General features: G+C 63.0%; 22 protein-coding genes, 1 tRNA gene and 1 pseudogene. 8 read left to right on the top strand and 16 right to left on the bottom strand.

Annotated features, from left to right (window positions below; all coding sequences use genetic code 11):
- Positions 1 to 102: 102 nt before the first annotated feature.
- The 3 genes from blaOXA to ACFX5Q_RS23780 form a co-directional block, all read right to left on the bottom strand.
- On the bottom strand, positions 103 to 921 hold the full coding sequence (gene blaOXA, locus ACFX5Q_RS23790; protein ID WP_404281951.1) for a class D beta-lactamase: 819 nt from the start codon (positions 919 to 921) through the stop codon (positions 103 to 105).
- Positions 922 to 1,069: 148 nt separating this feature from the next.
- Positions 1,070 to 1,438: a membrane protein insertion efficiency factor YidD gene (gene yidD, locus ACFX5Q_RS23785; RefSeq protein WP_404281949.1), complete on the bottom strand. Its 369-nt coding sequence runs from the start codon at positions 1,436 to 1,438 to the stop codon at positions 1,070 to 1,072.
- Positions 1,439 to 1,555: 117 nt separating this feature from the next.
- Positions 1,556 to 1,711: a hypothetical protein gene (locus ACFX5Q_RS23780; RefSeq protein ID WP_100084769.1), complete on the bottom strand. Its 156-nt coding sequence runs from the start codon at positions 1,709 to 1,711 to the stop codon at positions 1,556 to 1,558.
- A 308-nt stretch (positions 1,712 to 2,019) separates the two neighbouring features.
- Here ACFX5Q_RS23780 and ACFX5Q_RS23775 point away from each other — a divergent pair, with 308 nt between their 5' ends.
- Positions 2,020 to 2,934: a LysR substrate-binding domain-containing protein gene (locus ACFX5Q_RS23775; RefSeq protein ID WP_404281947.1), complete on the top strand. Its 915-nt coding sequence runs from the start codon at positions 2,020 to 2,022 to the stop codon at positions 2,932 to 2,934.
- Here the strand turns inward: ACFX5Q_RS23775 and ACFX5Q_RS23770 are convergent.
- Positions 2,931 to 3,377 (bottom strand): iron-sulfur cluster assembly scaffold protein, encoded by a 447-nt coding sequence (locus tag ACFX5Q_RS23770; RefSeq protein ID WP_404281945.1) that lies wholly within the window; start codon positions 3,375 to 3,377, stop codon positions 2,931 to 2,933. The genes ACFX5Q_RS23775 and ACFX5Q_RS23770 overlap by 4 nt on opposite strands.
- Positions 3,378 to 3,616: 239 nt before the next feature.
- On the opposite strand from ACFX5Q_RS23770, the gene folE reads away from it, so the two are divergent.
- From folE to ACFX5Q_RS23755, 3 genes are all read left to right on the top strand, one after another.
- Positions 3,617 to 4,252, top strand: a complete 636-nt coding sequence (gene folE, locus ACFX5Q_RS23765) for a GTP cyclohydrolase I FolE (RefSeq protein WP_192177653.1) — start codon at positions 3,617 to 3,619, stop codon at positions 4,250 to 4,252.
- A gap of 87 nt (positions 4,253 to 4,339) precedes the next feature.
- Positions 4,340 to 4,798: a phosphoribosyl-AMP cyclohydrolase gene (gene hisI / locus ACFX5Q_RS23760; RefSeq protein WP_404282008.1), complete on the top strand. Its 459-nt coding sequence runs from the start codon at positions 4,340 to 4,342 to the stop codon at positions 4,796 to 4,798.
- A gap of 85 nt (positions 4,799 to 4,883) precedes the next feature.
- The gene (locus ACFX5Q_RS23755) at positions 4,884 to 5,855 is read left to right on the top strand and encodes a patatin family protein (RefSeq protein WP_192177654.1); all 972 of its coding nucleotides are present in this window, start codon (positions 4,884 to 4,886) and stop codon (positions 5,853 to 5,855) included.
- 18 nt (positions 5,856 to 5,873) lie between these two features.
- Here the strand turns inward: ACFX5Q_RS23755 and recJ are convergent, their stop codons facing one another.
- From recJ to ACFX5Q_RS23730, 5 genes are all read right to left on the bottom strand, one after another.
- Complete coding sequence (gene recJ / locus ACFX5Q_RS23750; protein ID WP_404281942.1) at positions 5,874 to 7,658, bottom strand: single-stranded-DNA-specific exonuclease RecJ; 1,785 nt, start codon at positions 7,656 to 7,658, stop codon at positions 5,874 to 5,876.
- 66 nt (positions 7,659 to 7,724) lie between these two features.
- Positions 7,725 to 8,708 carry a class II fructose-bisphosphatase gene (gene glpX / locus ACFX5Q_RS23745; RefSeq protein WP_404281940.1) on the bottom strand — a complete coding sequence of 328 codons (984 nt, stop codon included), beginning with the start codon at positions 8,706 to 8,708 and terminating at the stop codon, positions 7,725 to 7,727.
- Positions 8,709 to 8,852: 144 nt separating this feature from the next.
- On the bottom strand, positions 8,853 to 10,166 hold the full coding sequence (locus ACFX5Q_RS23740) for a homoserine dehydrogenase (protein ID WP_192177657.1): 1,314 nt from the start codon (positions 10,164 to 10,166) through the stop codon (positions 8,853 to 8,855).
- 45 nt (positions 10,167 to 10,211) lie between these two features.
- Positions 10,212 to 11,429 carry an LL-diaminopimelate aminotransferase gene (locus tag ACFX5Q_RS23735; RefSeq protein ID WP_404281938.1) on the bottom strand — a complete coding sequence of 406 codons (1,218 nt, stop codon included), beginning with the start codon at positions 11,427 to 11,429 and terminating at the stop codon, positions 10,212 to 10,214.
- A gap of 60 nt (positions 11,430 to 11,489) precedes the next feature.
- Positions 11,490 to 11,897, bottom strand: a complete 408-nt coding sequence (locus ACFX5Q_RS23730; protein ID WP_192177658.1) for a hypothetical protein — start codon at positions 11,895 to 11,897, stop codon at positions 11,490 to 11,492.
- 97 nt (positions 11,898 to 11,994) lie between these two features.
- On the opposite strand from ACFX5Q_RS23730, the gene phaC reads away from it, so the two are divergent.
- From phaC to ACFX5Q_RS23715, 3 genes are all read left to right on the top strand, one after another.
- The gene (gene phaC / locus ACFX5Q_RS23725; RefSeq protein ID WP_404281936.1) at positions 11,995 to 13,830 is read left to right on the top strand and encodes a class I poly(R)-hydroxyalkanoic acid synthase; all 1,836 of its coding nucleotides are present in this window, start codon (positions 11,995 to 11,997) and stop codon (positions 13,828 to 13,830) included.
- 327 nt (positions 13,831 to 14,157) lie between these two features.
- Positions 14,158 to 15,297, top strand: a complete 1,140-nt coding sequence (locus ACFX5Q_RS23720; protein ID WP_404281934.1) for a D-Ala-D-Ala carboxypeptidase family metallohydrolase — start codon at positions 14,158 to 14,160, stop codon at positions 15,295 to 15,297.
- A 177-nt stretch (positions 15,298 to 15,474) separates the two neighbouring features.
- A tRNA-Glu gene (locus ACFX5Q_RS23715) sits at positions 15,475 to 15,549 on the top strand.
- A gap of 95 nt (positions 15,550 to 15,644) precedes the next feature.
- On the opposite strand, the gene ACFX5Q_RS23710 is transcribed toward ACFX5Q_RS23715, so the two are convergent.
- The 7 genes and pseudogenes from ACFX5Q_RS23710 to ACFX5Q_RS23680 form a co-directional block, all read right to left on the bottom strand.
- Positions 15,645 to 15,809: a hypothetical protein gene (locus tag ACFX5Q_RS23710; protein ID WP_404281932.1), complete on the bottom strand. Its 165-nt coding sequence runs from the start codon at positions 15,807 to 15,809 to the stop codon at positions 15,645 to 15,647.
- A gap of 1,031 nt (positions 15,810 to 16,840) precedes the next feature.
- Positions 16,841 to 16,972 (bottom strand): hypothetical protein, encoded by a 132-nt coding sequence (locus ACFX5Q_RS23705; RefSeq protein WP_404281930.1) that lies wholly within the window; start codon positions 16,970 to 16,972, stop codon positions 16,841 to 16,843.
- 1,424 nt (positions 16,973 to 18,396) lie between these two features.
- Positions 18,397 to 19,078: pseudogene (locus ACFX5Q_RS23700) on the bottom strand (Crp/Fnr family transcriptional regulator).
- An 860-nt stretch (positions 19,079 to 19,938) separates the two neighbouring features.
- Positions 19,939 to 20,184, bottom strand: a complete 246-nt coding sequence (locus ACFX5Q_RS23695) for a hypothetical protein (protein ID WP_404281928.1) — start codon at positions 20,182 to 20,184, stop codon at positions 19,939 to 19,941.
- A gap of 976 nt (positions 20,185 to 21,160) precedes the next feature.
- Complete coding sequence (locus ACFX5Q_RS23690; RefSeq protein ID WP_404281925.1) at positions 21,161 to 21,454, bottom strand: hypothetical protein; 294 nt, start codon at positions 21,452 to 21,454, stop codon at positions 21,161 to 21,163.
- Between the two features lie 125 nt (positions 21,455 to 21,579).
- Complete coding sequence (locus tag ACFX5Q_RS23685; RefSeq protein WP_404281923.1) at positions 21,580 to 22,827, bottom strand: ATP-binding protein; 1,248 nt, start codon at positions 22,825 to 22,827, stop codon at positions 21,580 to 21,582.
- On the bottom strand, positions 22,824 to 23,549 hold the full coding sequence (locus ACFX5Q_RS23680; protein ID WP_404281921.1) for a response regulator: 726 nt from the start codon (positions 23,547 to 23,549) through the stop codon (positions 22,824 to 22,826). The genes ACFX5Q_RS23685 and ACFX5Q_RS23680 overlap by 4 nt, the downstream gene beginning before the upstream one ends.
- A gap of 212 nt (positions 23,550 to 23,761) precedes the next feature.
- Here ACFX5Q_RS23680 and ACFX5Q_RS23675 point away from each other — a divergent pair, with 212 nt between their 5' ends.
- Positions 23,762 to 24,457: a hypothetical protein gene (locus ACFX5Q_RS23675; protein ID WP_404281919.1), complete on the top strand. Its 696-nt coding sequence runs from the start codon at positions 23,762 to 23,764 to the stop codon at positions 24,455 to 24,457.
- Positions 24,458 to 24,560 lie beyond the last annotated feature (103 nt).

Below are 24,560 nucleotides of genomic sequence, written 5' to 3'. Positions count from 1 at the left end.
CCTATCCAGTCCCGCAAACGAGCGCGGGTGGTGAAATGCCGGATGCGTCCGGCGGCAGCCTTTTAGGGGCAGAAGCCGCCGGCGTAAAGCCGGGAGGCCCGCCTATTTGATCAGGCCAGGCAGGTCATTTAGGAACCCTGCCCGCGTCGCCAGGCCCTTCGGCATGTCGGTGCGCTTCTCGTCAACCACCAGCCGCGCAAAGACGATCCGGCGGCCATCCTTCTCGGCCCAGCCGACGAACCAGCCGAGCGAGCGTTTGCCCGTGCCGCCATTGCCGAGCCTCGTGCTGCCGGTCTTGCCCTGCACTACCCAACCTCCCGCACGAAAATTCGGGATGATCGCTTTGGCCATCTGATGCGCCGTGGCCGACACCGGCATTTTGCCGGCAAGTATCCGGCGCAGGAAGGCCGTCTGCTCTACCGGCGAGATTTCGAGCGAGGAATTCACCCAGGAATGGGTCAGGCTATCATTCTCGCCGGCGCTGCCGGAGACGTCCATGTTGCCGTAGCCGAATTTCGATACATAGCCGGCAAATCGCTCGCCGCCGAGCCTGCTTGTGATTTCGCGGGAATACCAGAGAACGGAATCGCGCTCCCAGATCGTCGGATCGACGGTCTTCCGGTCCCGCTTCACCGCATTGAACTCAGGCTTGTAGTCCCAGCTCGGCTTATGCTCGTCGTTCAGAATGCCCGCGTCGTAGCCGATCAGCGCCAGCGGCACCTTGAATGTCGACGCCGGGCTGAAGCGTTGATCGCAGACGCCGTCCCGATAGAGCGTTTCGCCGCTTACCGCATCCTGGATCAGCGTGCATTCGACATCGCCAAGCGGAGCCGACTGCGCCCGCATCGGGAACCCAAGCAGCCACGCCAGCAGGAACAGAACGATGGCAAAAACGAACGGAAGGCGGTCTATCTGGCGCATGTAAAATCTCTCTCCTGACGGGTGGGCAGAAGAGGACTTAGCGAGGCGTCTTGTCTCGATTTTGTCTCAAATTCGCAGTCTTTGTGCAGGCTTGCGTTAACCCTACCAGATCGTAAAGACCGGCCGGAGCCGAGGCCCGTGGGTGCAGTCAGACCTGGCCGCGCTTCTTGCCGATCCGCCAGTACCGCCACGGCATGAACCAGACATAGCGCCCGGCCAGCGTCTCCGGCACGCGATCGATGCCATGCGTGCCAAACGGGCCGCAGCGCAGCACCCGGAAAAGCCCCATCCAGCCGCCGGCCCACAGGCCGTGGCGGGCGATCGCCTCATGCGCGTATTCGGAACAGGTCGGCAGATGGCGGCAGGTATTGCCGACAAAACCGGACAGCGTCAGCTGGTAGAGACGCACAAGCGACGTGCCGAGGATGCGGCCCGGCGTCTTGCGCCAGGGGCCTGGCCAATTGCGCCCGCGCCGGGCCGGTGTTGCGGCATGCGCATGCCTATGGTGGTCGCGCACCGCATTCTCCGTATCGCGTTTCGCCCCAGGATAAATGTGGACTTCGAGCAGAGAACGCAATCCCCGTTGATGCTGGCCCTTGGTGATGCCGGCTGTCGATGCTGGCCGTCCTGCCTTTCACCGGTGAAATGTGCGCCGATCTGCCGGAGATACCCAGCGCGTGGGACTGGTTGGTCCCTGTTCGCGGCGTCCGGCCTGTGGCCGCTTCTCGCCATACCATTGAAACGTCGCGATCCGCATGACGTCGCCAAAAATCTCCAGGAACTGGATCATGGCCGTATCTCCTTTGGCATCGATTAGACTGCCGCTGGCCTTCGTCTTCAAACGAGTATAATTTCCACATCGGATAACTTTAGATTATGCGTATTGAAGTGTGCCCGGCTGCATGACAACGATGCAACTATATGAAATCATTATGCGATCTGGCTTATGCCGCGGCGGCTTCAAGCTTACTGTGTTGAGCGGGCCGTAGGGCTATTTCGCGCGGTTTGTGCGCTTGATGTAAGCTCGGAAAAAAGAGCTAGACTCGTGCCGATCGTCAAACTGCATCAAAAACTCGCCGACAGGCTGAAGACCCCCGAATGAAGCGCGGACGCCTTCCCCTGACGGCACTGAGGAGTTTCGAGGCGGCCGGAAGGCACCTGAGTTTCAGCCGTGCGGCCGAGGAACTCTATGTTTCGCAAGCCGCGATCAGCCGCCAGATCCGCGAACTCGAGACCTTCCTGCACCAGCCCCTGTTTTTCCGCCATCGTCGCCGCGTCGAGCTAACAGACGCCGGCCGACGGCTGCTTGATCAGCTCGTCAGAAGTTTTGGCGATATCGACAACATGCTGTCGGAAATGGTGGTCACACCGGCCCAGTCCCTGGTCTGCGTCAGTGCCGAACCCTCGCTTGCAGCCTCGTGGCTGGTGCCACGACTCAACCGGTTCCGCGAGCTGCGGCCGGACATCGACATTTCCCTCGAGGTCGACGCACGCCTGATCGAGTTCCGCAGCGACCAGGCCGAACTCGCTCTGCGCTTCAGCGCCAACAGCACCGCATGGCCGCGCAGCGAGGCCGAGCGGTTGGCGCCGGTCATCGATTCCCCGGTCCTGTCACCTGCTCTTTTCAAGTCCGGCCCGGCCCTGCGAAGCCCCGCCGACCTGCGCCGCTACACCCTGCTGCATGAGGAAAGCCGCCAGGGCTGGGCGCGCTGGTTCGAGGCGGCGGGCGTGACCGGCGATGCACTGCCGGAACGCGGTCCGCTTCTGGCCGATGCGTCGCTGTCGAAACAGGCGGCCATGCTCGGCCATGGCGTAGCTCTCGGCGATCTCCTGCTGATCGAGGAGGAACTGGCATCCGGCGCCTTGATCAAGCCCTTCGACACCAACGTCATCTGCGGCGCCTACTGGCTGGTCGCAAAAAGCCTGCGCAATCTGTCCGAGCCTGCCGCCGCCTTCGCTGACTGGATCCGCGCAGAATTTGCCGAGAGCCGGCGTTCTCTGAAAGAAATCTAGGCTGCTTCTTCGGCGCGCTTCTTTTCGATCTGGCCGATCGCATCGACGACCGCGTCGAAGGTGAGCATGGTCGAGGCATGGCGCGCTTTGTAGTCGCGCACCGGTTCGAGATATCTGAGATCGGCGAAGCGGCCTTCCGGCGGCGCGCCATTTTCCTTCAGCATCTTCAGCATGGTCTCGCGCACTGCGCGCAACTCCTCCGCGCTGGCGCCAATGACATGCTGGGCCATGATCGAGGACGACGCCTGGCCGAGCGCGCAGGCTTTCACGTCATGCGCAAAATCGGTGACGACGCCGTCATCCATCTTGAGATCGACGGTCACGGTCGATCCGCATAATTTGGAATGCGCGCGCGCTGTCGCGTCCGGATGGTCGAGCCGGCCGATCCGCGCGATATTTCCGGCAAAACCCAGAATTTTCGCATTGTAGACGTCGTCGATCATATTTTTCCAATCTGTCGCCGCCCAGCGAACAGCGATTGCCGCTGATGCGTCTTTCATTCGCTCGGCACGACCATATATAATGCTCACAGTCGAGCATCGACAAGGCAGCCGAAGGCCACGTCTTTGCTCAAATTAATTCACGCCGCTTGAGGGCTGGAAACCGCGAGTTTCTTACACCCGAAAGGTCGTGGTCCGTTCAACTCGTCCCTCCTGAGAGAGGGACTACGGGAGACGCCTTTATGGATGCCGTCATCAAGAAACTCATGCCCCAGTCCACTTACATGGAAAAGCCGGTCACCGACAGGCCGAGCGAAGCCGAGGTCGAGGCCGCGGTGCGCACCCTGTTGCGATGGACCGGCGACAATCCGGAGCGGGAGGGCCTGATCGACACGCCGAAGCGTGTTACCAAGGCATTCCTCGAAATGTTCAACGGCTACGACATGTGCCCGGCCGAGGAGCTTGGCCGGACCTTCGAGGAAGTCGCCGGCTATGACGATCTCGTCATCGTCAGGGACATAAATTTCCATTCGCATTGCGAGCATCATATGGTGCCGATCATCGGCAAGGCGCATGTCGGCTACCTGCCGGACGGCAAGGTCGTCGGCCTGTCCAAGATCGCGCGCGTCGTCGACATCTTCGCCCATCGCCTGCAGACGCAGGAAGCGATGACCGCGCAGATCGCCAGCGTCATCCAGGACGTGCTCAATCCGCGCGGCGTCGCCGTCATGATCGAAGCCGAGCACATGTGCATGGCCATGCGCGGCATCCGCAAACAAGGCTCCACCACGCTGACCTCAACCTTCACCGGCGTCTTCAAGGACACCCCCGAGGAACAGGTCCGTTTCGTCACCATGGTGCGCGGCGGCGGGGTCTGATCGGCCCTCGCCGGCCGCTAGACCATGATCCCAAAAAGTGGGAACCGGTTTTTGGACAAGATCATGGTCAAACAAGAAGATCCGGCGATGTCGGCACTGGAATTTCCGAAAGCTCCGTCAGACAAGAAAGCGCTGGAGGAAGGCACTGTCCTTTCGCCGCGCTTCGATGCCAAAGGCCTCGTCACGGTGGTCGTCACCGATGACGCCGACGGCATGCTGTTGATGGTCGCGCATATGAATGCCGAAGCGCTGGCGCTGACGCTGGAGACGGGCATCGCCCATTACTGGTCACGCTCGCGCAACGCGCTGTGGAAGAAGGGGGAAACCTCCGGCAATTTCCAGAGCATCGTCGAGATGCGCACCGATTGCGACCAGGATGCATTGTGGCTGCGCGTGAAAGTGTTGGGCCACGACGCAACTTGTCACACCGGCCGGCGTTCCTGCTTTTATCGGACGGTGGGGTTGAACGACGGCAAGGCGACGCTTGTCGACGACGGCAGCAAACCGCTGTTCGATACGGAACAAGCGTATCGGAAGCCTTTGTGAACCATTCAATATTCACAAACCACTCATACTCACTATTCTCGAACATCCTTGCTGTAGAAGGGATGTGGGACAAGGGGAGATTGTGATGCTCGAATGGGCGTCATTGCGTAGCAGACCAGACGTTCGAGAGGCCAACGGCCCCTCCTCGTCGGGCGGCGCATCCGATACGAAGCCTGGCAAGAAAACAGGCATTTCATTGGCGCTCGGCGGTGGCTGCGCGCGCGGCTGGGCTCATATCGGCGTGCTGCGTGCGCTCGACGAGGCCGGCATCGAAGTGTCGATGATCGCCGGCACTTCGATCGGCGCCCTGGTCGGCGGCTGCTACCTTGCCGGCAAACTGGACGATCTCGAAGAATTCGCCAGGAGCCTGACCAAGCGGCGCCTCTTCGGCCTTCTCGATCTCAATCTGCGCGGCAGCGGGCTGTTCGGCGGCATGAAGCTGGACGCCAGGCTGCGCGAGCACATGGCCGGCATCCGCTTCGAAGACCTGTCCAAGCCTTTCGTTTGCGTCACCTCGGAAATCCGCACCGGCCATGAGATCTGGCTGTCGAGCGGCTCGCTGATCACCGCCATGCGTGCTTCCTACGCGCTGCCCGGCGTGTTCGAGCCAGTAATCTGCAACGGCCGCGTCCTGGTCGACGGCGCGCTGGTCAATCCGGTGCCGGTCTCGGTCTGCCGCGCCTACGAGCAGCCGCTGGTTGTCGCGGTCAACCTTCACTACGACCTGTTCGGCCGCGCCGCCGTCATCAAGCACAGCGCCGGTGAACTGGTCATCGAGAAGGACGCGCCAAGAGCCGGCCACGTCGACGCCGAGCGCCAGTCGCACCAAACGCGGCTCGGCATCACTGGCGTCATGGTCGAGGCCTTCAACATCATCCAGGATCGCATTTCGCGCGCCAGGCTGGCCGGTGACCCGCCCGACATGTCGCTGCAGCCCAAGCTCAGCCATATCGGCCTGACCGAATTCCATCGCGCCGACGAGGCGATCCGCCTCGGCTACCAGGCGACGATGGCGCAGATCAGCGAACTCACCCGGCTGCAGACGGTTCTCGCCTGACCCACAATCAGACAGTTCTCAGGCTATTGCCGCGTCGGTGATGCGGAACTGCACCGTGCGGTTGCCGTTCCAGTAATTGCCCGACAGCGAACCCGCGACATGCACCGTCTTGCCCCGGTTCTTGAACAGGAATTCGCCAAGCGCGGTATCGACGGCGCGAAAGGCGATCGCCTGGATGCGGCCGCCGCTTTGCGACTGCAGCTCGGCGCGGATGTGGTTGGTGCCGACCGGCCGTGCATCCGCCAGCCGGTGGCGCGGCAGCGCGAAGACCGGCGCGACATGGCCGGCGCCGAACGGCCCGGCCTTTTCCAGCGCGTCGAGCAGCGCGAGTGTGGCGCCCTCGGCGGCGAGTGCACCGTCGATGGCCAGGCTCTCCTCGTCCTGCAGCCGGAACACCTCGGCCGCCGCCCGCTCCTCGAAGAAGGCTCTTAGCGCCCCGAGCTTCGCCCGCTCGACCGTGATGCCGGCCGCCATGCCGTGGCCGCCGCCCTTGACGATCAGCCCGGCATCTGCCGCCTCGCGCACCAGCCGTCCGAGATCGAAGCCGGACACCGAGCGTCCCGAGCCGGTGCCGACGCCATTGGCGTTGAAGGCGATGGCAAAGGCCGGCCGCCGTGCGTGGTCCTTGAGCCGCGAGGCGAGCAGGCCGACGATACCCGGATGCCAGGTGGTGCTGGCGGTGACGACGACGGCCGGGCCATTGCCGCCGGCAAGCTCGGCATCGGCTTCGGCGCGCGCCTGCGCCAGCATCTCCAGCTCCATCTGCTGGCGTTCCTGATTGAGCCGGTCGAGCGTCTCGGCGATCGTGTTGGCCTCGACCGGATCGTCGGTGGCGAGCAGGCGGCTGCCGAGGGCGGCGTCGCCGATGCGCCCGCCGGCATTGATGCGCGGCCCGATCAGATAGGCGAGATGAAAGGTGCTGATCGGCTCGCCGATGCGCGACACCCGCGCAAGGGCGGCCAGCCCCTCGTTCTTCTGCTGGCGCGCCACCTGCAGCCCCTTGACCACGAAGGCGCGGTTGACGCCGGTCAGCGGCACCACATCGCAAACGGTGGCCAGCGCCACCAGGTCGAGCAGCGAAAGCAGATCCGGTGACGTGGCATCCGGCAGCCGACCGCGCAGAATCCTGGCCGTCTGCACCAGGGTGAGAAAAACGACGCCGGCCGCGCAAAGATGGCCCTGCCCGGAAAGATCGTCCTCGCGATTGGGATTGACCACCGCATCGGCTGCCGGCAGCGGACCGCCGACCTGATGGTGGTCGAGCACCACGACATCGGCGCCGGCCTCTCTCGCCGCGTCGATGGAGACGGCACTGTTGGTGCCGCAATCGACAGTGACGATCAGGGTCGCGCCGCGCGAGATGAGGTCGCGCATAGCCTCCGGATTGGGGCCGTAACCTTCGAAGATGCGGTCGGGTATGTAGATCTCGGACGGCACCGAGAAATGCCCGAGAAAGCGCTTGAGCAGCGCCGACGAGGCGGCTCCGTCGACATCGTAGTCGCCGAAGATCGCCACCTTTTCCTTGGCGATTATGGCCCCGGCGATGCGGGCCGCGGCCTTCCCCATGTCGGTCAGCGATGCCGGATCCGGCAAGAGATCGCGGATCGTCGGATCGAGGAAGCGCTCGGTCTGCTCGGCGGTCACGCCGCGCCCGGCGAGCACCCGCGCGACGATATCCGGCACGACGTAGCCTTGCGCTATGGCAAGTGCAGTCATGTCCTGCCGCTCGGTCAGCCGGTGTTCCCAGGAGACACCGGTAGCCGACTGCCTTACGTCGAGGAAAAGCCTCTTCTCGCCCGTCATATGACGTGCCGCCCGCCTATTGCCATCTGTCACGACATCAATAGGCGACGGCTAAGCAGGAAGGAATCAAAACTTTTCCAGATCCTGATGGCGTGCCTTGATCTCGCGCACGGTGCGCGACGACGAACGCAGCACGATGGTGTGCGTGGTGATGTAGGTGCGGCCGAACTTGACGCCGTCGAGCATGTTGCCGTCGGTGACACCGGTTGCCGCAAACAGCACGTCGCCGCGCGCCATGTCCTGCGCGCGGTAGACCCGCTTCGGGTCGGAGATGCCCATCTTGGCCGCGCGCGCCACCTTTTCCGGCGTGTCGAGGATCAGCCGGCCCTGCATCTGGCCGCCGGTGCAACGCAAGGCTGCCGCCGCCAGCACCCCTTCCGGCGCGCCGCCGGTACCGAGATAGATGTCGATGCCGGTCTCTTCCGGATCGGTGGTGTGGATGACCCCGGCGACATCGCCGTCGCCGATCAGCCGGATCGCCGCGCCCGTCGCCCGTACCGCCTCGATCAGTCTACCGTGGCGCGGCCGGTCGAGGATGCAGGCGGTGATCTCGGACACCGCAACACCCTTGGCCCTGGCGAGGCTGGCGATGTTTTCGGCCGGCGAGGCGTCGATGCCGATGACGCCTTCGGCATAGCCCGGGCCGATGGCGATCTTGTCCATATAGACGTCCGGCGCGAACAAAAGGCTGCCCTTTTCCGCAATCGCGATGACGGCAAGCGCGTTAGGCAGGTTCTTGGCGCAGATCGTCGTGCCTTCCAGCGGATCGAGCGCGATATCGACCGTCGGGCCTTTGCCGGTGCCGACCTCTTCGCCGATGTAGAGCATCGGCGCCTCGTCGCGCTCGCCCTCGCCGATCACCACTGTGCCCTTGATGGCGAGGCGGTTGAGCTCCTCGCGCATGGCATCGACGGCGACCTGGTCGGCGGCCTTCTCGTCGCCGCGTCCGCGCAGCCTGGCGGCGGCGACAGCGGCCCGTTCGGTGACGCGCACCAGTTCCATGGTGAGTATCCGGTCGAGACCGGCGACAATGTTCTGGGCGACATTCATCGATGGAAAATCCTTGTTGCCACGCTACCTCCCGCCAGAGGCCCGCTTCTTGTGTCAAAGCTCCATGACAACGGCAAGACTTGCCACGTCAATTTTTCGAAATCGCAGCAATATCAATCGATTAAAGGCGGAATATGATTGAATTTATCCGGCGCGTTCGATGCGGATCACCTGCGGTTTGTCGGTCAGATGGCCGTCCTTGGTGATGCCGTCGACGGCCTTGCGCACCGCCGCTTCGGTCGTCTCGTGGGTGACCAGGATGACCGTCTTCTGCGCGTCCGTTTCCGGCCCGGAGGCGTGCTGGACAATCGATTCCAGCGAAATGTCGTTGTCGGCCATGCGCTTGGCGATCGCCGCAAAGACGCCGATGCGGTCATGCACGGTCAGCCGGATGAAATAGCCGCCGGCATGGCTGCGCATCTGCGCTTTCTTGTAGGGTTTCAATTCCTTGGCCGGACGGCCGAAGACCGGACCGTGCTGGAAGCCCGGCCGGCTCTTGGCGATGTCGGCGATATCACCGATGACGGCCGACGCCGTGGCGTTGCCGCCGGCGCCGGGGCCGGAAAGCAGCAGCTCGCCAAGGATGTCGGTCTCGATCGCCACCGCATTGGTGACGCCATGCACCTGCGCGATGACCGAGGCGGTCGGCACCATGGTCGGATGCACGCGCTGCTCGATGCCGCTGTCGGTGCGCTGGGCAACGCCGAGCAGCTTGATCCGGTAGCCGAGATCGGCGGCCGCGCGGATGTCGGCCTGGCTGATGTTGGAGATGCCTTCCATGTAGATGTCGTTGGCGGCGATTTTCGTGCCGAAGGCCAGGCTGGTCAGGATCGACAGCTTGTGCGCCGTGTCATGCCCTTCGATGTCGAAGGTTGGATCGGCCTCGGCATAGCCGAGGCGCTGCGCATCCTTCAGGCAGGCGTCGAAGGAGATGCCCTCGGCCTCCATGCGGGTCAGGATGTAGTTGCAGGTGCCGTTGAGGATGCCGAAGACGCGGGTGACGGAATTGCCGGCCATCGCCTCGCGCATTGTCTTGATGACCGGGATGCCGCCGGCCACCGCCGCCTCGTAGTTGAGCAGCACGCCCTTCTTCTCGGCGATCTCGGCAAGCTGCACGCCATGCTTGGCCAGCAGCGCCTTGTTGGCGGTCACCACGTGGCGGCCGGCCCCCAGTGCCGCTTTCACGGACGCGAGCGCGGGCCCCTCGTCGCCGCCGATCAATTCGACGAAGACGTCGATATCGGCCTTCTCAGCCATCTTCACGGCGTCGTCGAACCAAGTCGCCGAGCCAATGTCGACACCGCGGTCGCGCTTCGGATCGCGGGCGGAGACAGCTGTAACGACGATGTCGCGGCCGCACTGGCGGGTCAGTTCCGCCGCCTTGTCGCCGAGCACGCGCACCACCGAGGCACCGACAGTGCCGAGACCGGCAATTCCAACACGCAACGCTTCAGCCATGTCCGGCGACGCCCCTCAAATTCGTTTCGATGATGTCAGGCAAACTCAGCGATGCGCGGAGAGCGGCACCACATTGTTGGGCTGCTTGGCGCTGGACGCCAGGAAGCGCTTGATGTTGCGGGCAGCCTGCCGGATCCGGTGCTCGTTCTCGACCAGCGCGATGCGCACATGATCGTCGCCATGCTCGCCGAAGCCGACGCCCGGCGCCACCGCCACGTCGGCGTGCTCGATGAGCAGCTTCGAGAATTCGAGCGAGCCGAGATGACGGAACGGTTCCGGGATCGGCGCCCAGGCGAACATCGAGGCAGCCGGCGCCGGGATGGTCCAGCCGGCGCGGGTGAAGGCGTCGACCATCACGTCGCGGCGCTTGTGGTAGACCTCGCGGACTTCGGCGATATCGGCGCCGTCGCCGTTCAGCGCATGCGCCGCAGCCACCTGGATCGGCGTGAAGGCGCCATAGTCGAGGTAGGATTTTACGCGCGTCAGCGCGGAGATCAGCCGTTCGTTACCGACGGCGAAGCCCATGCGCCAGCCGGGCATGGAAAACGTCTTCGACATCGAGGTGAACTCGACGCAGACATCGATGGCGCCCGGAACCTGCAGCACCGAAGGCGGCGGGTTGCCGTCGAAATAGATCTCCGAATAGGCAAGGTCCGACAGGATGATGATGTCGTTCTTCTTGGCGAAGGCGACCACGTCCTTGTAGAAATCGAGCGAGGCGACCAGCGCCGTCGGGTTCGACGGATAGTTGAGGATCAGCGCCAGCGGCTTCGGGATCGAGTGGCGGATGCCGCGCTCGACCGCCGGGATGAAGCCGTCATCCGGCTCGACCTGCAGCGAGCGGATGACGCCGCCCGACATGATGAAGCCGAAGGCATGGATCGGATAGGTCGGGTTCGGGCAAAGGATCACGTCGCCGGGCGCGGTGATCGCCTGCGCCATGTTGGCGAAGCCTTCCTTGGAGCCCAGCGTCGCCACCACCTGCGTGTCCGCGTCGAGCTTCACGCCGAAGCGGCGCTGATAGTAGGCGGCCTGGGCGCGGCGCAGGCCCGGAATGCCGCGCGACGACGAATAGCGATGCGTGCGCGGATCGCGCACCACTTCGCACAATTTGTCGACGATGGCCTTCGGCGTCGGCAGGTCCGGATTGCCCATGCCAAGGTCGATGATGTCGGCGCCGCGCGAGCGGGCGCTGGCCTTCAGCCGATTGACCTGCTCGAAGACATAAGGCGGAAGCCGGCGGACCTTGTGAAATTCTTCCATGTCAGTTCCAGACATTTAAACGTGTTTGGCAAAGAGACGCTTTCGGCGTGCGATATAGCCCTAATTGCAGGTAGGGTCGAGGGCGGGATCGCATTTGGTCTCGATCTGCTTCAGCGTATCGTCGCCATGGGTCTTCGCCAGCGAGTTCAGCGCCGCCGGATTGCTCCCACCGGTGCCGCCGCTCTTGCCGAGCTGCGCCTGCTGGTCGCCCTTCAATTGGGCAAGCTTGGCCTTGGTCTCCTCAGGCGTGAGCTGCTTGGCAGCCACCTGCGGCGGGATGTTGAGGTTCGGATAGGAGCCGGTGTCCTTCGGGCCGTCGGTAGTGGCGACCGGCGTCGTGTTGCCGGTGTTGCTGCTGGCGCAGCCGCCGGCCGCAAGCAGGGTGCCCCCCAGCAAGGCCATCGCGGCAGCGATGCGGCAAATACCAACAGCGCTCGAAAAAACGGTCTCGCCGACATTAATCGTCATATTGTTTTCCTGGCAGCCGGGTTAGACCGTGTTGGACCCGGCCGAATGTCCCATGATACTATGTCAAGAAAACGCTCCGGGAGGAACCCCGAGAACCATGTCCAAGACACCCGATTCGGGCAAAGCGGAAGATGGCGGACCTTCGACCGTCGAGCAATATCTGGTGAAGGACCCGGAACGCTTTGCGCTGAACATGGCGCGCATGGTCGAGCAGGCCGGCAAGGCCGCCTCCGCCTGGGCCGAGCCGCGCGAAAAGGGCGAGGTGCGCGATCACGTCGCCGAACCCGTGGTCGACATGGTCAAGACTTTCTCCAAGCTCAGCGAATACTGGCTTGCCGACCCGCAGCGTGCGCTGGAGGCGCAGACGCGGCTGTTCGCCGGCTATATGACCGTCTGGGCAAATGCCATTCAGCGCGTCAGCCCCAACGCCGAAGCACCTGACGACGCGGTCAAGCCGGAGAGCGGCGACAAGCGCTTCCAGGATCCCGAATGGGGCCGCAACGCCTTCTTTGATTTCCTCAAGCAGGCCTATCTCGTCACCTCGCGCTGGGCTGCCGACCTGGTCGAGCATGCCGAGGGGCTGGACGAGCACACCCGCCACAAGGCCAGTTTCTACGTCAAGCAGGTGTCCAACGCGATTTCACCGTCGAACTTCATCCTGACCAATCCGGAGCTGTTTCGCGAAACCGTCGCCTCCAACGGCGAGAACCTGGTGCGCGGCATGAAGATGCTGGCCGAGGACATCGCCGCCGGCAAGGGCGACCTGAAGCTCAGGCAGGCCGACTATTCGCCCTTCGAGATCGGCAAGAACGTCGCCACCACACCCGGCAAGGTGGTCGGCCGCAGCGATGTCGCCGAGATCATCCAGTATGACCCGACGACCGAGACGGTGCTCAAGCGGCCGCTGCTGATCTGCCCGCCCTGGATCAACAAATACTACATCCTCGATCTCAACCCGCAGAAATCCTTCATCCGCTGGGCGATCGAGCAGGGCCACACCGTCTTTGTCATCTCCTGGATCAATCCGGACGAGCGCCACGGCGCCAAGGGCTGGGAGGCCTATATCCGCGAGGGCCTGCAATACGGCCTCGACATGGCCGAGAAGGCCACCGGCGAAAGGGACGTCAACGCCATCGGCTACTGCGTCGGCGGCACGCTGCTGGCGGCGGCATTGGCGCTGCTGGCGCAAGAGGGCGACGACCGCATCAAATCGGCCACCTTCTTCACCACCCAGGTCGATTTCACCTATGCCGGCGACTTGAAAGTCTTCGTCGACGAAGACCAGGTCGCGGCCGTCGAGAAGTCGATGAACGAGAAGGGCTACCTCGACGGCACCAAGATGGCGACAGCCTTCAACATGCTGCGCTCGGGCGACCTGATCTGGCCCTATGTCGTCAACAACTACATGCGCGGCAAGGATCCCCTGCCCTTCGACCTGCTCTACTGGAACGCCGATTCCACCCGCATGGCCGCCGCCAACCATTCCTTCTATCTGCGCAACTGCTACCTCGAGAACAACCTCTCGAAAGGCACGATGGAACTTGCCGGCCGCACTGTGTCGCTCGCCGACATCACCATTCCGGTCTACAACCTCGCCTCCAAGGAAGACCACATTGCGCCGGCGCTTTCGGTGTTCCTCGGGTCGAAGTATTTCGGCGGCCCGGTCGAGTATGTGATGGCCGGCTCCGGCCACATTGCCGGCGTCGTCAACCCGCCGGCTTCGATGAAGTACCAGTACTGGACCGGCGGCAAGCCGGTGGGCGACTTTGGCCAGTGGTTCGCTTCGGCGATGGAGCATCCCGGCTCCTGGTGGACGCACTGGCAGCGCTGGATCGAGACCCAGGACAACACCCGCGTTGCAGCCCGCAAACCGGGCAAGCATATGAAAACCTTGGGCGATGCGCCGGGCACCTATGTCAAGGTGCGTGTGTAACAGACTGTAATGTCTGGTGAGTTGACGGCTAGGCAAAACAGGCCGAAATGGTGTCGTCAACCATCCGGCAGCCTCAATTCGCCTTCTACAATCGAATAAATCCGAGGCTTGCAGATTTGACACAGGTCCCGTTTCCGGTTGGGGAACAGAGGGGGCATTGCGATGGAGCGCGAGGCGCCGAGTCGACGATGAACCGGCCGGATACCGAGGGGGAAATTTGTTTTGAGATCAGCAGGTTGGCGTCTCACACGAGGGGAAAGCCGCAGCATTGCGGCAGCGCTTTTCTCCGTGCTTCTGGCGTCCTGTACCTCCGCCGGCGACCCGACAATGTCCGTCGGCATGCCGGGCTACAACGCCACCTCGGCCGACATCAATGCGGCCTCCAGCGCGACAACGGCAACCGCGACCGATTCGTCAATGCAGGCGACGTCAGCCTCTTCGGAGGCCTCGACCGTGATGAGTGAGGGCGACAAGCCTTTGCCTGAAAAGGTCGCCTATGTGCCGGTGACCAAGCCCGGGGCGGCCTTCCCCATCAACGTGCCTGCCGGTTCCGACACCGTTGCCGGCAATACGCCGCAGCCGCTGGTGCAGCCGGCGCAGACAGCCGCCGAGACCGACGCCGTCGCGCAGAAGGTCGCCGCCGCCGATGCCTCCACGACGGCACCGAAAGCCGACGCCAAGGCTGCCGCCCCGGCGGTGGACAAAGCCGTCTATGTGACGGCCGGCGAGGCGGCGCCGCAGCAGGTCAGCGCACCGAAGAAGGGTTTCCTCGCCTCGCTGTTCAGCACCACACCGGCCTCGGCGGCACCGGCGCCGTTGGTCAACGCGCGCTCGGGCGAGCAGCCTGTGCAGGCCAAGGCCACGGCGCCCGCAAAGCCTATTATCACGCTGGCCTCGGCCACTCCTGCCGAAAAGCCGGTACAGCTTGCCTCGATCGGCGGCGATAGCAACCACATCACCGGTGCCGACGCCCTGCCCGGCGTGCGCCAGACGGCGCTGTTCGAGATCAAGCGCAAATCCGGTCTCGACGACGAAAGCGACGTCGATCTGAACGAGGACGAGGGCGGCGCTTACCAGGTGGCCTCTGCCGCGGGCCTTGCCCGCCTGGCCCCGAACGGCCTGCTGAAGCAGAACGAGAGCGTCGACGTCGCCTGCCTGAAGCCCTCGCTGGTGCGCGTGCTGAAGACGATCGAAGGCCACTACGGCCGCAAGATGGTCGTCACCTCGGGCTATCGCGACCCGGCCCGCAACCGCCGCGCCAACGGCGCCAAGAACTCGCTGCACATGTATTGCGCCGCCGCCGACATCCAGGTTCCCGGCGTCTCCAAATGGGATCTGGCAAACTACATCCGTACCATGCCCGGTCGTGGCGGCGTCGGCACCTATTGCCACACCGAATCCGTGCATATCGATGTCGGCCCCGAGCGCGACTGGAACTGGCGCTGCCGCCGGCGCAGCGCCGGCTGATTTTTCGCCGACCTGCGCAACTCTGCCGAATACGTTTTCCGAAGATCGGGCAAAGCTGCGAAGCCGCGGCCCGCAGCCAAAAACGCTGTTTTTGCCACTGTTGAAAAAAGTTGTCGCAGGCGGCGGCAGACGGGTTGCCGGTTGCGAACAACGCAATTATAAGCCGCTCATCTGAGCGCGCCCATCGTCTAGCGGTCAGGACACCGCCCTTTCACGGCGGTAACAGGGGTTCGATTCCCCTTGGGCGTACCAGATCTCTCAAGGACTTAGCTGAAAACCTCCCTTCCCTGTCAAATGTCTGGGCAATTTCCTTTTTGGCAAACTGAGTCGCCTAGGGGATGCCGAGGTCAGGACTTCTTATCGCCGTTTGGATTTGGCGCCGGTGCCTCTCGTACATCTCGCGGTGGCGGGTCGACATGTTCAGGCTCTGGCGACGCTTCCTTGTCAGGACGAACAGGTGTCTTTTTCTTCGGGTCGGGCTTCGGTGGCGGATCTTTGATTTTGTTTTGCATGTCCAGTTTCCTCCAATTCTGAAACCGGATCGCCGCACATCCGTTCCGTTGATGCCCTTCATCTGGTTTGCGATACAGGTCGCGAAACTATTCCAAGGGGTGAGAATGGGCCTGGTGAACTTCGTCGGCGTCTACATCACCGCTCTAATGTTCGTCGGCGCCGTCTGGCTACAAGCAGCGCGACATGGTCGACTTCCGCGATCACGCCATACGTCCTGGCGGCCCATGTGCTAGCTTGCCCAGGCGGCGGACTTGATTGCCCGCCTGGCCGGCGCCTTTTACCCCAAAGCCCCCCGCCCAATGGGCGCCGGCCATCTTCCATGAGCGATCCGCGTCGGTTACGGCTAGCTGCGGCTCTTTCGGATAGATGAAATGAGATCGTCGACACGGTCTACCGGATCGGCTGGGGGCTTTCCCTTCCTGCCCTGCGATCGAGCCTTCAGCCTTTTGTCGTAGACGCGCCTCAGCCGGTCGCAGGCCACCTTGGCGCGCTGCCAGGTCCTACCGATAAGGAGGTGCTCCCTCCAAGTACCCGACGGTTCGGGGCGATAGCGGAATCTCGCTTTGTGATCTTCCATGGTCCGCAACGGCAACGACACACCGCGGGTTCGACCCAACATAGCAACGTGGTTAACACTGCAGAGGGTGTCAGGCCTTTCGCCGACGATACCACAACCCATCTCCCCGCCCAGCTATCGCGATCATGGCGCTGGCGCTACCGGCGAGACAATGGCTCGTCTCTGTACATGAAACCTTTCTAATGCTGGCCGGTTGTTAACCCAAAGCCGGAGAGAGTGTTCGTGCCAAGACGAGATCACGCGGCTCGGCCGCCCAAGAAGCCACGCACGCGCCCGCTAAAAGGCGAGGAGGCGGAAGTGAGCCACATTGTCGAAACGCATGACGTCTCGCCGAACCAGGCAAGAGAGCTTGTGCGTCGACACGGCAACGATTGGCGAAAGATCGATGAGGCCGCCAAATCCTATAAAGACGAAAAGTGAGTTGGCCCTGCCGCGAAGCGCCGCAAGGCCTCATCAGCCCGCCGAGCCCCCATCACGATGGTCGATCGCCGAGAAGATGGTCACCCCCGAAACGACGATTTGAGCGGTCATCTCGGTGAGCTTCTCGCGCTTCACAAGCGTGGGCTTTTCATAGACCTTTTTCATTTGCTGTTTCCGAAATCCGCTGGCTGACGTGTCAGGCCGAGACACTGAACGCTGCAGCTTCAGTTTGCGTTCCATTGCAGAGCGGCTTCGTCTCCCCGAAAAGCCCGCCGGCCGGAGCCAACGGGAGGGTCTGAGGTAGCCAGAGTGTGGTATCTGGCAAATTGCAAACGGTCCGCCCTGGCTTTTGTTGCAGGGTTGCTAAAACAGCCCGCAGAGCAGAAAGCCCCGCCGCTCCATTTGCGAAGCGGCGGGACCCCCACTCACTCCTGATTGCCGAGCCCCAACGCTCGGCGTTGCTAACGCAGCAATTCTGGTGCCAGCGGCGCAGGCCAGCGCCTTGGCTAGGGCTGGCACCAAATTCAGCACAGAAAAAGCCTCGCCGCTCCATTTGCGAAGCGGCGAGGCCCCCCAGCCGCCCCAATTGCCGGGCCCAACACCCGGCATTGCTGACATTGCAATTCTGATGCCAAGGCAAATGACCCATTGTGGGGCAGTGTCAGCCGCACGCTATTGCCCTTGGACGCCTTGGCGGACGCATTCCCTTTCAAAAATAGCCGAGCAATCGATCTCATCGTGAAACGGAGCATGCGGATCGAACACCAGCCAAGACGCATGAGATCGCAATTCCCTCAGACGGGCGTTCTTTTCGAGGCGGGCGTGGCGTTCCGCTTCTGCATGGAACGCTAGGCTAGGCTTTTCACGAAGAGAGCTCATCCACAGCCCCCACGTTGATTAACATCGCTTCTTCAACGCCTTGGTTCCGCGTTGCGTTCCTTGATGTGGCAACTTCGGATGGCCCCCGCCGGAGCGCGCTGTGCTGGTCGCTGTCCCTACACCGGCGAAGCGCCTCAAGCGCCCTGGCGCCCGCCTGTGGCAGCGCCCGCGGCTGGTATGGATCATAGTTAGGCATGAGGGCGGTTTGGGGCCGCTGGATCAGGTGGGTTTTGAAGGGGAAAGTGCCATGCAATTCGCCAGTTGCTACGACTATGGCGGCACCGTTCTTGCGTCGTCGATCTTTCTGAACATCACAGCGGTTTTGATGATTTTGGCCGCATTTGCCGCTGCACGATTGATTACAATATCAGGCGCGAGTTCCGTCCAACAGCTTCAGCCCGCGAAATGCGCCGGCGGGCCAATGCCATCACGGCCTGACAAAGCGATTTTTCCACATCGCCCCCAGCCGCGGCGCAACGGCGGTGCCGGCGCGTCCGCTGGGGGGTTGGGTGGGCTGGGACGGACGCGCCGAAGTCACCGACAACGCCGAGCCATCTTGCTGACGCACACAACTGGGACTCTGCAGGCAGTCGTGCAGTTGCCGCACCGAGATGGTCTCACGGTTGTAGGGCCGGTCCGGGGGGGCGGAACCGACGTGAGAACCTAGCACGAGTGCAAGTGGCTTGGCTGTTCCATACAGAACAGGTTCCTCAAAGGTCCCTGCCCCTGAGGTGAGGATTGTCGTGGAGGACCACATTCAGCAGAGAGTTGTGAACCTCCAAATCTCCGTTGTACTTAATGAACCCGAGCTTGCGGAACTTGTTCATGAAGGTGCTCACGCGAGATCTCGTGGTGCCGACCATCTCAGCCAGCGTCTCTTGGCTTATCTTCGCAATGACGGGCTGCGGGCCTCCCTCCTTGCCAAAGTTTGCCATCAGCAGGAGCAACCTCGCCAGGCGCTTCTCGCTCGAATTGAAAAGCTGGTCCACCAAGTCCTCTTCGACGCGGGCGTTCCTGGCCAGCAAGTATGACATGAATACCTCAGAGAACTTCGGTTCCTCTTTGAGCACCCGCGTGATCGATGCTTTATCAAGCCGCATGACGACGCTGTCCACCATCGCAGAGACTGTAGCCAGGCGTAGCGGCTGGCCGGACAAGCAGCCTTCGCCGAAGAAGTCCCCGGCTGCCGTGGAGAGCGACGATCGCTTCCTTGCCCTGCTCCGATAGGATGCTGACCTTGACCTTGCCCTTCTGGATGTAGAAGACGGAATCCGCGGGGTCGCCCTGCGAATAGACAGTCTCATTCTTGAGATAGGTCGCTACAGTCCTTCCGCCGTCCACGGTGTTGAGGAAGACGTTGACGTTGAATGGGCGCTTGCTGGCCTTGGCCACGACGCGTCTCCAGATCGGTACGTGATATTTTAACGCAGGTCGCGGGAAAATAGAGGACGGCAGCCCGCTTCGCTGAATCCAATCTGACGGTCAAGGTCCCGGATACGACGTAGCGACGTGCGACACCTGACAGCTGTCGTGCGCGGGTACGCGTGGCACGGTTCTTGCTCCCTCTGATTTCAGACATGCCGGGCGCAAAGGCGCTGTTCCATTTCGATACCGGCATGTGAGGTTGGGACAATGATGTCGCGTAAGCTTCTGTTCGGCCTTCCCGCAGCATTCTTGGCCGCGACCCTGGGAGCAGCCCTTTGGTTGTCCGAGACCTCTTGGGGATTTCTGACTGCGACCCAATCCGACTCGGTCTTTTGTTCAAGCAGTCAATCAGCAGAGATCGCATCGGCATCGACGTCGCGGATTTTGCCATCATGTCCGCCGGCCGTCACAAGGTCATAGGGAGCGCTTCGATGACCGCGAGACTGTGGATAGCCCAGACAAAAATCGGAAATGAACAGCCTACTGCAGCGGCGTATTGCAGAGAATGTGTCATGGAGCGGTGGGCCTTGATCACTCGGTTGGCATCAGACGTTCGCGAATTCGTTGCACCGCGTTACCGGCCGGAACTCCACTATATGCGCGGCCCCGGACCGGCCTGCGCGCGCCGCGTAAGCGCGCGCTGAAGGCCGTTCTTCATCCTTCCGGATCTCTTGCAGTGAGCCCAACCATTTCCGACCCGTCAAACCAGAAGGTCACGTTGAGCTTGGGAAAGTGCAGCGCCTTCGTCGCTCCAGAATCTCTTCCATCGTGACGCGCCATCCCAAGCTCCAGTCGGTGCCACGTCTAGTCAGTGGCGGTCCTTCAGCCTACTCCGCTGGTGCTTCTTCGGGTGGCGGCGTCAAAACTGTGATGTCCATCCTGGCGATCGTCGATGCCGCGCGGCCTTGCGCACCAGGATCCGTGTCGCCGGCTTCGGCAACCATCGCCTTGGCGCGATGTCCCACGCTGTCTGCGCTGTTGCCCGGCGCAAATCCTTCACCTGTTTCCGGCTTTGCCGCTTTCAGTTGATTTTCCGGAACATGCCGATGTTGACTTGCAATCGCGGAAACCATTGAGACCTCCTCTGGTGACGGCTCAATGATATCCGTGCTGGCTGTTGCGAGACTGACCTTGCAAATGGTCCGCCAAGGCGAACGGTGACGCGCGGCGCGGCAACACCCGCCACCCCGTTGCAGCCTAGCCTGCAGCTCTGCGCCTGCCCTATGCCGGTTTGGCGTACTGCTCGGCGCTCATGACTTCGATGCACACGAAGCGTTCGTTGCCTTCCACCCAGGCGTCGTGGCCGGGCGGAATTGTATAGGACATGCCCTGCCCGAACGTTTTCTGGGGTCCCGTCATTCAATCTGACGGTCAAGGTTCCGGATACGACGTAGCCGACATGCGACACCTGACAACTGTCCGTCTTGACGACAGGCTTCACGCACTCGGGCCATTTCAACCCGGGCTCCATATTGAGTCGCCCGATCGTGAAGCCGGGAAGCCGGACCACTTCGACACGTGTCTTGTCGGGCGCCCGAATTTCATCCGGGTTGTTGTGGGACTTGGATTCGAACCTCGTGACGTTCATTCCACCATCGGCCATGGCATCCTCCCAGGGCGTGAAGGCCGAGCGCATTCCTTGGGCGGAAACGCGCTGTTAACGTCGTTCGCGGGTGATAGGATGTCGGCCTCAGATCGAGAGCGTAAAGTTCTGCTTGCTGTCAGCCGCGGAGGCGGAAATGAACTTGCTTCGCATAGCGCTCTTGTGCACGGCCATGATGGGCCTGGTAGGACCAGCGGCCGTTCGCGCTGAGGATCAGCCTGCTCCGCCGAGCGACGAAGCAGCGCCAGAGCGGCCGCCAGTTCATTGCGAAGGACAAAATTGCCTGCCGCCGGCCGAGGATCCTGTCGAGGCATGCAAGGGGCAAGCTTGCACGCCGGCTCCAGTGATTGACCAGACGCCAGCTCCGGAGATCGAGCAGGTCAAGTGAGCAGCGTCGGCCCATGTCTGAGATTCCGTGAAAGCCGGGAAAGCGGCACTGCCTCCGATCAAAACGGAACCATTGGCGCCGGCTGTTCGCACCGATAAACCATGCACTGACCGTCACCGGTCGGGACATAGTCAACCATCGGCACGTAAGGAGCATCGCAGTCATTGCCGAAATGGCGGACATAGCGATCATAGGTATTCAGTCCGGTGCTCAGCACTGTCGCATGCTGGCTCTGGATCAACGCCTGGGTCTGCGCGCAGGTCATCTTTCGCGTGTCGGGCCGAGCGTTTGCGAAATTTGTAGCCGCAATCACTATCGCTGCCGCGCAAAGCATGGTCCCGCGTATGGTCATGGTGGCATCCTCGCAAAAACGTTGTACTGCCAAAATTCGCAGGCCCGCAACGGTCGCGCTGTCACGATGCAGCGAGCGAGGCCGAGATCGTCTCGATTTGGCAGGGCTTGAACGGCTCCGGTCCATTAGGAAACCGCGCCAAACACCACCGTCTGCAGCAGCCCTCCGCCCTGCCGGTTCTCCAGCCGGATCGTGCCGCCGTAGCGCTCGATGATCTCCTTGGCGATCGCGAGGCCCAGCCCCGCGCCGGGGATAGATTGCGCGCGGGCCGGATCGACCCGGAAAAACGGCTCGAACGCCTTGTTCAGGAGGTCCGGCGGAATGCCGGGCCCGCGATCGGCGATGGTGAGAACGGCCCGGCCACCCTGCCCGGTGAGCGCAATGGTGCAGCTTTTGCCGTGCGTCGCGGCGTTGACGATCAGATTTCGCAGCGCGCGGCGCAGCCCGAGGGCGCCGGCTTTGACCGACACCTTGTCGAGATGGTCGATCGAGACCGCATGGCCGGCCGAAATCATCTCGGTTTCGATATCACGGACCAGCCTGTCGAGCTCCACCGGCTCCACCGCATCCTGGTTCACCTCCTCGCGCACCAGCCGGATCGCGCTGTCGGCGATGCGGTCGAGCTCGTCGAGATCGTGAAGCCACTTGTCGCGATCGTCGTCGAGGAATTCGGCCCGCAGCCGCATCCGCGTCATCGGTGTTCTGAGGTCGTGCCCGGCGGCGGCGACCAGCCGCATGCGGCTTTCCATCGCCGTCTTCAGCCTGGCGGAAAGCTGGTTGAGCGCATGCGCGGTCGCCCTGACCTCGGCCGACCCTTCCTCAGGCACCGCCGCTAAAACGCCGTCCGAGCCGATCTTGCTGACCGCGGTCTCGAGCATCTCCAGCGGCCGCACCAGCACGGCGGTGAAATAGACCGACACGGCGGTAGCGCCCAGTACGATCAGCGTGATCCAGCCCGAGAGCACGAACCAGGCATCTCGCGGTGGCCCGAAATCGGGGACATCGACGATCATCCAGCGATTGTCGGGCAGCGCGACCGAAGCGACCATGCCGGGTCTGCCGACATTGCGGCTGACGACGGCCGAAACATCAAGGCCCAACTCGTGCATGATGTGGTTGAGCACACGGGTGTGCCTTTGGTCCTCGACGCCATCGGCGGGCTGATCGCTGAGATTGACCGGCGCGTCGCCGGCGCCCGGCACGTGGCCCGGGACCAGTTGCACCATCAACTGGATCTGACGAGCCACCGGCCCCATGCTCAACTCGGGCGACGGCCCGCCAAGCACCTTGATGGCGACGATCGTTGCAAGGCCGACAACGCCGACGATCGAGACGACCAGCAGGATGATCAGGCGCCGGCGCAGCGACTTCATGCCTCGGCCTCCGCCGTCTCGACGCGGGCGGTGAGCTGGTAGCCGCCATTGCGCACCGTTTTGAACAGAGGCCCTTCGCCGGTGTCGCCAAACTTGCGCCGCAGCCGGCTCATCAGCACGTCGACGGAGCGGTCGAGCGGATCGCGCTCGCGGCCTTGCGTCAGGTCGAGAAGCTGGTCGCGCGATAAGAGCCGTCCGGGACGGTCGAGGAAGACCTGCAGCAGGTCGAACTCGGCGCCGGTGAGGTCGATGAGCGCGCCCTCGGCATCCGTCACCTTGCGCGTGTCCGGTTCCAGCCTGTAGCCGGCGAATTGGTAGACGCGCACGCGCGGCGGGGCGGCCTCTTCCGGCGCCGAGCGCCGCAGCACGGCGCGAATGCGGGCAGTGAGTTCGCGCGGATTGAACGGCTTGCCGAGATAGTCGTCGGCGCCAAGCTCCAGCCCGATGATGCGGTCGACATCTTCCTTCAGCGCCGTCAGCAGGATCACCGGAATATGCGGCTTGCGGTCGCGCAAGGCGCGGCAGATATCGAGCCCAGAGCCGTCGGGCAGCATGACGTCAAGCACGATCAGGTCGAACTGGCCCGTGCCGAGCTTCTGTTCGCATTCGCGCCGGTCGGCCGCCACTGAGACGCGAAAGCCCTGGCCGTCGAGATAGCGCCCGAGAAGCGTCCTGATCTCGCGGTCATCGTCGACGACTAGGATATGGGATTGTGCCTGCATTCTTCGCCCGGTTGCCTGTTCGCTCTTGATTATAGGGAGAGCCGCAGGCGAGCGGCATGGAAAATTGCAACCGAATGTTTCCGGCCGGCGAACAGAAACATTCGGAAACAAATCTCCCTTTTGTGGAAACCTTCGGCAACGCGCCGAAGCAAAGCGGCAAAAGACGCCTCCTATCCTCCAGCCATCCGAAGCATGTGGGAAAGGAAAACATCATGCGAAGCAGACTTTTTGCCCTCGGCCTCTTCTCGGTCGCCGCCATTCATCCGGCGCTGGCGCAGCAAGCCGACCCTGGCGCCCCCTCGGGCGACGAACCGCCAATAGTGGCCATGCAGGACAGCCCGGACCAGGGTCCGATGCAACCCGGTCCGCATGGACCGACGCGGCACCGGCCGGAAGGTTTTGGCCCGCTGCGCTTCGGCGCACAGCGCATGGGACCGCCGCCGGAATTCATGCTGGCAGCCCGGCTTTCGGCGCTTGAAACCAAGATTGGCATTCGGGCCGAGCAGCTCGACGCCTGGCGCGACTACACCAGTGCGCTGCAGGAGACACTGACGCCACCGTTGCCTGATCATGGTCCGGGCGGCTCCGGTGGACGCGGCCCCGACGCCGGAAAGCCCGGCCCCGATGGCAGCGCCGCTCAGGCACCGCGCGACCCGTTCGCCCGTCAGGAAAGCCTCGCCGACGACATCACCAAACGTGCGGTTTCGGCCGGCAAGCTGAAGGGTGCAATTACCGCGCTCCGCGCCAAGCTGACGCCCGAACAGCTCGAAATCCTCGCTTCGGCGGAACGGCCACACAGACCACCCCTCGGTCCCTGGGGCAGCCCGCCGGATGCCGCAGCCGGTCCCGGAGGTCTTCCTGACCATGGCAGGCAGCTCCCGCCGCCCGAGAATGGCTCGCAACTCTGACCGGTTGCGCCGGCCGGCCCGTTGACCACCCGTTCGCGGGCCGGCCGGTCTCTTTTGTCCCAAAATGGCGGCCGGTTTGCCCGGCCGTCATCGAGCAACGAAA

The organism is Mesorhizobium sp. IMUNJ 23033 (assembly GCF_044778005.1).
In the GTDB taxonomy this organism is placed as follows: Bacteria; Pseudomonadota; Alphaproteobacteria; order Rhizobiales; family Rhizobiaceae; genus Mesorhizobium; species Mesorhizobium amorphae_A.
Note: the sequence above shows the minus strand (reverse complement) of the source record. Positions and strands in the feature narration are given on the sequence as shown.

What these genes read in the sequence shown, in the direction of transcription:
- blaOXA (WP_404281951.1), bottom strand. Translation starts at nt 921, where the DNA reads ATGCGCCAGATAGACCGCCTTCCGTTCGTTTTTGCCATCGTTCTGTTC.
- ACFX5Q_RS23780 (WP_100084769.1), bottom strand. Translation starts at nt 1,711, where the DNA reads ATGATCCAGTTCCTGGAGATTTTTGGCGACGTCATGCGGATCGCGACG.
- ACFX5Q_RS23775 (WP_404281947.1), top strand. Translation starts at nt 2,020, where the DNA reads ATGAAGCGCGGACGCCTTCCCCTGACGGCACTGAGGAGTTTCGAGGCG.
- ACFX5Q_RS23770 (WP_404281945.1), bottom strand. Translation starts at nt 3,377, where the DNA reads ATGATCGACGACGTCTACAATGCGAAAATTCTGGGTTTTGCCGGAAAT.
- folE (WP_192177653.1), top strand. Translation starts at nt 3,617, where the DNA reads ATGGATGCCGTCATCAAGAAACTCATGCCCCAGTCCACTTACATGGAA.
- hisI (WP_404282008.1), top strand. Translation starts at nt 4,340, where the DNA reads ATGTCGGCACTGGAATTTCCGAAAGCTCCGTCAGACAAGAAAGCGCTG.
- ACFX5Q_RS23755 (WP_192177654.1), top strand. Translation starts at nt 4,884, where the DNA reads ATGCTCGAATGGGCGTCATTGCGTAGCAGACCAGACGTTCGAGAGGCC.
- recJ (WP_404281942.1), bottom strand. Translation starts at nt 7,658, where the DNA reads ATGACGGGCGAGAAGAGGCTTTTCCTCGACGTAAGGCAGTCGGCTACC.
- glpX (WP_404281940.1), bottom strand. Translation starts at nt 8,708, where the DNA reads ATGAATGTCGCCCAGAACATTGTCGCCGGTCTCGACCGGATACTCACC.
- ACFX5Q_RS23740 (WP_192177657.1), bottom strand. Translation starts at nt 10,166, where the DNA reads ATGGCTGAAGCGTTGCGTGTTGGAATTGCCGGTCTCGGCACTGTCGGT.
- ACFX5Q_RS23735 (WP_404281938.1), bottom strand. Translation starts at nt 11,429, where the DNA reads ATGGAAGAATTTCACAAGGTCCGCCGGCTTCCGCCTTATGTCTTCGAG.
- ACFX5Q_RS23730 (WP_192177658.1), bottom strand. Translation starts at nt 11,897, where the DNA reads ATGACGATTAATGTCGGCGAGACCGTTTTTTCGAGCGCTGTTGGTATT.
- phaC (WP_404281936.1), top strand. Translation starts at nt 11,995, where the DNA reads ATGTCCAAGACACCCGATTCGGGCAAAGCGGAAGATGGCGGACCTTCG.
- ACFX5Q_RS23720 (WP_404281934.1), top strand. Translation starts at nt 14,158, where the DNA reads ATGTCCGTCGGCATGCCGGGCTACAACGCCACCTCGGCCGACATCAAT.
- ACFX5Q_RS23710 (WP_404281932.1), bottom strand. Translation starts at nt 15,809, where the DNA reads ATGCAAAACAAAATCAAAGATCCGCCACCGAAGCCCGACCCGAAGAAA.
- ACFX5Q_RS23705 (WP_404281930.1), bottom strand. Translation starts at nt 16,972, where the DNA reads ATGAAAAAGGTCTATGAAAAGCCCACGCTTGTGAAGCGCGAGAAGCTC.
- ACFX5Q_RS23695 (WP_404281928.1), bottom strand. Translation starts at nt 20,184, where the DNA reads ATGGTTTCCGCGATTGCAAGTCAACATCGGCATGTTCCGGAAAATCAA.
- ACFX5Q_RS23690 (WP_404281925.1), bottom strand. Translation starts at nt 21,454, where the DNA reads ATGACCATACGCGGGACCATGCTTTGCGCGGCAGCGATAGTGATTGCG.
- ACFX5Q_RS23685 (WP_404281923.1), bottom strand. Translation starts at nt 22,827, where the DNA reads ATGAAGTCGCTGCGCCGGCGCCTGATCATCCTGCTGGTCGTCTCGATC.
- ACFX5Q_RS23680 (WP_404281921.1), bottom strand. Translation starts at nt 23,549, where the DNA reads ATGCAGGCACAATCCCATATCCTAGTCGTCGACGATGACCGCGAGATC.
- ACFX5Q_RS23675 (WP_404281919.1), top strand. Translation starts at nt 23,762, where the DNA reads ATGCGAAGCAGACTTTTTGCCCTCGGCCTCTTCTCGGTCGCCGCCATT.